The sequence below is a fragment of the Wolbachia endosymbiont of Drosophila bocki genome (assembly GCF_028982005.1).
Taxonomy (GTDB): domain Bacteria; phylum Pseudomonadota; class Alphaproteobacteria; order Rickettsiales; family Anaplasmataceae; genus Wolbachia; species Wolbachia pipientis.
Genome location: NZ_JAPQLG010000206.1, coordinates 1 through 5,658 on the forward strand (window position 1 = coordinate 1; position 5,658 = coordinate 5,658).

General features: G+C 34.0%; 5 protein-coding genes and 1 pseudogene. 5 read left to right on the plus strand and 1 reads right to left on the minus strand.

Going from position 1 to position 5,658, the window contains the following annotated elements; all coding sequences use genetic code 11:
- Both OZD61_RS05910 and secD read left to right on the plus strand, forming a co-directional pair.
- Positions 1-466 (plus strand): annotated as a pseudogene (locus OZD61_RS05910) (DDE-type integrase/transposase/recombinase); the annotation flags it as partial.
- 164 nt (positions 467-630) lie between these two features.
- Positions 631-2,139 carry a protein translocase subunit SecD gene (secD, locus tag OZD61_RS05085; protein ID WP_274980080.1) on the plus strand — a complete coding sequence of 503 codons (1,509 nt, stop codon included), beginning with the start codon at positions 631-633 and terminating at the stop codon, positions 2,137-2,139.
- On the opposite strand, the gene OZD61_RS05090 is transcribed toward secD, so the two are convergent.
- Positions 2,136-2,921, minus strand: coding sequence for an enoyl-ACP reductase FabI (locus tag OZD61_RS05090; RefSeq protein ID WP_274980081.1), 786 nt, complete (start codon positions 2,919-2,921; stop codon positions 2,136-2,138). The two genes, secD and OZD61_RS05090, sit on opposite strands and share 4 nt — an antisense overlap.
- A gap of 233 nt (positions 2,922-3,154) precedes the next feature.
- Here OZD61_RS05090 and OZD61_RS05095 point away from each other — a divergent pair, with 233 nt between their 5' ends.
- From OZD61_RS05095 to OZD61_RS05105, 3 genes are all read left to right on the plus strand, one after another.
- Positions 3,155-3,970 (plus strand): hypothetical protein, encoded by an 816-nt coding sequence (locus OZD61_RS05095; RefSeq protein ID WP_274980082.1) that lies wholly within the window; start codon positions 3,155-3,157, stop codon positions 3,968-3,970.
- A gap of 62 nt (positions 3,971-4,032) precedes the next feature.
- Complete coding sequence (locus OZD61_RS05100; RefSeq protein WP_274980083.1) at positions 4,033-5,205, plus strand: porin; 1,173 nt, start codon at positions 4,033-4,035, stop codon at positions 5,203-5,205.
- Between the two features lie 170 nt (positions 5,206-5,375).
- Positions 5,376-5,658, plus strand: a 283-nt coding sequence (locus tag OZD61_RS05105; protein WP_274979865.1) for a transposase, incomplete at its 3' end; no start/stop codon positions are given.

Here is a 5,658-nt window from a genome sequence, read left to right on the forward strand (position 1 = left end):
CTTAGACGAAGGTTCAAAAATAAAAAACAGCAAATAAGCAACCGAGTTGTGGCTCCGAACACATTGGATCAAAATTTTACTACTGATCAGCCAAATAAAGTTTGGGATTACCTACATAAAAACTAAAGAAGGTTGTTGGCGGCAATAATTGACCTATATTCACGCATGGTGGTTAATGAGTAACATGATAATTAGTTATAGATTCTTTATTGATGGCCGTTGATAAACGCAAACCCGATAAAAATCTGCTGTTACATAGCGATCAAGGGTCACAGTATACCTCTCAAAATTACCAATTTCTATTGAATACAAAAAACATCATTTCCAGCATGAGCCATAAGGGCTGTTGTTACGATAACTCTGTTGCAGAAAAGTTCACTTAAAAGGGAGCTGCTTATTGATACTTCTCGCTCAACAAACCAGAACTGCCATATTTGAATACATAGAAATCTTTTATAACAAATAACGTAGACATTCTACTATTAACTATTGCATTCCTGCACAATTTATTCTCATGATAAAAACGTCTTAACTTTCTCTCTACTTTTTCTGGGTAAGGTCAAATAGAGAATTTTACAAAAATCTATTTTTAACTTACAATCAATTATTACAATTTTAAACCTACAACTTATGTACAACAGACTTATAGTCAAATCTTTTTCAGTATTATGCATCTGTTTATTTGCTTTATACATAACACTGCCAAATTTCTTTGATAATAAGCTTTTTATTTCGAAAAAAAGAATAAACTTAGGCCTTGACCTGAAGGGAGGGGCATCTTTGCTTTTAAACATAGACTTAGACTTCTATTTTAAGGAAAAGCTAAGCATGCTAGCTAACGAAATAAAAGAGACATTGCTAACAAAAAATATTGAATCTAACGTACAAAATAGCGTTATAACTTTAAATAATATTGATGATTATAAAAAAGCATCTGTGTTGATTAATGCGATAAATCCAAATTTAGAGCTAAATAGAAAAGATTCTTCGATTCTCATTTCGTATAAACCCCATTATAAAAATCCTTTGATCAGTGAAGTAGCTGCAGAATCAATAAACAATGTCCAGCGCCGTTTGGACAAACTTGGCACAAAGGAAGTCAGCGTTCAAAAACAAGGGCAGAATAAAATATTAGTGCAGGTGCCTGGAGTAGAAGATACCAAGCAGATAAAATCTCTGCTTGGCAAAACTGCTAAGCTAGCTTTTCATTTGGCAAACACTAACATAGCCAAGGTGCAGGATATAGACCATGAAACCACTGTCATGCTCAAGGATTCTTTAGGTAATTCTTATCCAATATTCCGCAAAACTGAAATAGGTGGCGATTCGCTGGTTAACGCGTCAGTTAGATTCGGCAATTTAGGTAAACCAACAGTGCATTTTAAATTTGACAGCATAGCGAGTAAAAGATTCGCAAAAATCACTAAAGAAAATGTGGGAAAACCTTTTGCAATTGTTCTGGATAACACAGTCTTAACAGTACCTACAATACGTGAGCCAATTTTAAATGGAGAGGGAGAAATTAGCGGTAATTTCACTGAAAAACAAGCAAGCGAACTTGCAATACTTTTAAAATCTGGAGCACTGCCAGCACCACTTAAAATAATTGAAGAAAAAAACATTGGCCCAAGTCTTGGAGAAGAATCAATAAAGGCAGGGGAAATGGCAGCAACAATCTCTATTATAGCCGTGGCTTTATTTATAATTATCACTTACGGCAAATTAGGTGTATTGGCCTCTGTTGCGCTTTTTTCTAATGTAATTCTTATATTATCAATTCTCACTCTGCTTGAAGCAACTCTAACTTTACCTGGAATTGCCGGTATTGCACTTACTGTTGGTATGGCGGTGGATGCAAATGTTTTAATATTTGAGCGAATTCGTGAGGAAATCAAATCTGGCAAGAGAGTGGAACGTGCTATTGAAGAAGGGTTTAAAAACGCTATAAAGACAATACTGGATTCAAATATCACTACATTAATTGCTGCAGGAATAATGTTCATTATTGGCAGTGGAGCAATAAGAGGCTTTTCTGTCACTCTATCAATAGGAATTTTATGTTCGATGTTTTCTGCAATCACAGTCACAAAACTCCTGATAGAGTTGTGTATGAACCCGAAGGAACTAGTGCTTTGTTAGTCAACTACCTTCATTCCCACAACGTTATATCCTGAATCAACGTGCAAAATTTCTCCAGTAGTGCCACTACTTAAGTCGCTTAATAAGTATAACGCTGCCTTGCCAACATCCTCTATTGTAACATTGCGTCTGAGCGGAGAATTATTTCTATTCCATTCTGATATGGAGTGAAAATCGCTTATTCCAGAAGATGCTAAAGTTCTGATTGGACCAGCGGAAATTGCATTTACTCTGATATTTTGTGGCCCGAGATCACATGCTATATATTTTACACTTGCTTCAAGTGCCGCTTTACATAAACCCATAACGTTATAATTTGGCATAACTTTTTCAGCGCCATAATAAGATAAAGTAAGTAAACTACCACCATTTGACATCATTTTTTCAGCCCTTTGCGCTAAAGCAGTAAAAGAATAGCACGATATATGCATTGCATTGAGGAAGTTATCCAGTGAAGTATTGACATATTTACCATCTAACTCACTTTTATCGGAGAATGCTATTGCATGCACCAAAAAGTCAAGAGTACCCCATTTTTTCTCTATTATTTCGAAAGCGTTACCTATGATTTTTTCATTTGAAACGTCGCAGTGTAATATTAGCTCCACATTTAGTTCATCTGCTATTGGTGATAGTTTTTCTTTTATTATTTCATTCTGGTAGGTGATTGCAAGTTCTGCTCCGTGCTCTGAGAGAGTTTTTGCTATACCGTATGCTATTGATCTCTTATTTATTATTCCGGTTATTAATCCCTTTTTGCCTTGTAATAGACTTGTCGTCATAGAACTATCTGTTTTTTTATAATTTGGAATATTAACTAGGTAAAGTCAAGATATCACTATGTTTTAAAATATTTTTTGCAGTAACTTGAAGTCTATAAACAGTAATCTTGATTCTTCTACAACAAAGCCATCCCGTATGACATTTTGTCTATACCTAATTAAGCATATCAATAAGTAAGTAAATCTTAATATAACCTTATTATACTTATAAATACGCTGTATAGAATGAAAGTATGGATGATTTCATAATTGCAAGAAGAAAAGATGATGCTGTGGTATCTGTTTGTCAGGATAATAAGAAAAAAAACGTGTTAATTTTAGGGCTCAATCAAGTTGCAAGGGATTTGTTAAAATATGAAGAGGAGAATTTGCTTAATAAGCCATTAATTAATATCTTAAGCACAAGAGCAGCTGACAACGTGAAGAATTATTTAGAGTATACCGAAAATGGGCACGATTTACTTGATATATTACCTAAAGTGATAGATTTTTCCTTAATTGATGCTAAAGGAGAAGATATCAGGACAAAAGTAAAAGTTTTCCGCACTGCACAATTTGCCAGTAATAAAATAAATTATGAGCTATTAATACGTGATATCAGTTTGTCCCATAAACTAGGAATCTTTAGAGATAAATATCTAATGGGTAAAAAATATAAAAACCATGACTTATTCGATATACCGGGCAATGAGTCCACTATTCTAGAGTTATACGTTATATTAAATTTTGCCTTTCAACATCAAATTAATGCAGCTATAGGAGTGATTGGCTTAAATAGTAGCTGTAGTGAGACAAATAATGCACTGAAAGTTATCATAGAACATTTTTATAAAAATTGCCGTAGTGATGATTTTCTAGGGTATATTGATGAGAATAAAGTGCTTTTTGTTTTGATTAACTGCGATGTAAAAAGTATATCTAAAATAATTAATCATATACATTCTGCCATTAATAAGCAGTTATTAAAGCGAAAATTACCAAGTGTATCAATAATTTATGGGAATATAGCTCAAAAACAGGCAGCAAAATCTGCCAGCGGTGCCTTCTGAAAAGTTGTTTTTTATTTATATTGAGTTTAAACTTAAATTTTTATAAAGATTTAAGTTTTTTTATGAAGTTAAAGTACTACCTGGTAGCACTGCTTTCATCATTGTTTTTGCAGAATAGTGCTAGCTCTAAAACAATTTTGGATAAGGAAATATTTTATGCAGAACTAGACGGAAAAATAGATTTGAGATTCGGCTACGCCTTCAACAGAGATTCTTTCAATGCTAAGCCTAAGGATAAAACTTCAAGTTATTCATGCTTGCGCTTTCTTTATTTACAGCAAGTTTATCCAAATACTCAAATGGGGGTTAATGTTAAGGCAGGGGTTTCTGGTATTGCAAACCTAAAAGCGTTAGACATAGAAAAGTTAGACATGGAGGAATGGTATTTTATCATAAAAAACCAGGAACTTGGATCAATTGAATATGGTAAAAGAAGTTTAGTTGGTCAGAGCATGTTAATTAACACTTCAAAAATTTATGCAGCTGCTGGAGGAGTAAATGGTCATTGGACAAACTATGCAAATTTGCGCGGTGATCATAAAAAAGATGGTGACCCTGGATATGATCAAGACAAGGTGTTCTGGGTCAAGCCCAATATTTATAGCGATTATAATGAACTCGAACTAGGGTTAAAACAATCATCAATTAACTACATCTCCCCTGAAATCTATAACTTTCAACTCGGATTCAGTTATGTTCCAGGAAAAAATAACTTACAGTACAGCAATTTAATTGCTGCTGGCCTTTCCTATAAAAACAGCTTGTCAGATGATATAGGTTTTACTACTGCCTTAACTGGTGAATTTGCAAGAGAAAATTTAACTGATTGCTCAGATGGAACTTCTAAAAATTATGAATGCCGCAATCAATTACTACACTGGAATTTTGGTTTGAAGCTAAAATTGTTCGATCTTGATTGCATTTTTTCGTATGGTAATGGTGGTAAATCTGGTGAGAAGCGTAATCCTGAAACAAATAATACGTATTATATGAATGCAGGTATCGCTTACCGTTCTGATTCTTACGAATCGAGCTTAACATATTTTAGTAGTGGTAGGGATATTGCAGGCGAAGGTACAAACGAGTTAACATCATATGCTTTAAGTCTTGAAAATTCTCTTTTTTTAGGTACTTCATACTATTTCGATATTGTAAAGTTTAGTACAAAAGAGCCTGAAATAGAAAATAACAACTCTGGTTATGTGTTCTTGGCTGGACTGAAATTAAGTTTTTAATATTGCCTCCTTCCAACACTCTTTTCTGTCATCCAAGGTAACCGTTCACAGATTTCCACTTAATTTTTCAATCTCACTCATGGAGAGGCCAGTAAACTGACCTTACCCAGAAAAAGTGGAGAGAAAGAAAAGAGTTTTTTTGGGTAAAATAAAATTTTGGAGGATTAGAAATGGTAAGAGAATATACAGCAGAATTCAAATTGGAAGCTGTTAAACTGGCAAATGAACAAAGAAAGGCAGGTCAAACAATTACAAAAATAGCAAAGGATTTAGGAATAAAGGGTGGTTTATTAGGAAAATGGATAAAGAAACACAACGAAAAAAAGTCGGCAGCAGATGCATTTCCAGGTAGAGGTAACATGGCTCCTTACGACAAAGAGAGGTTTGATTTACAAAGCAAGAGTAACAAGGGAAAGAGACATTTAAAAAAAAGCCCTGGCCAGTCAAAAAGAG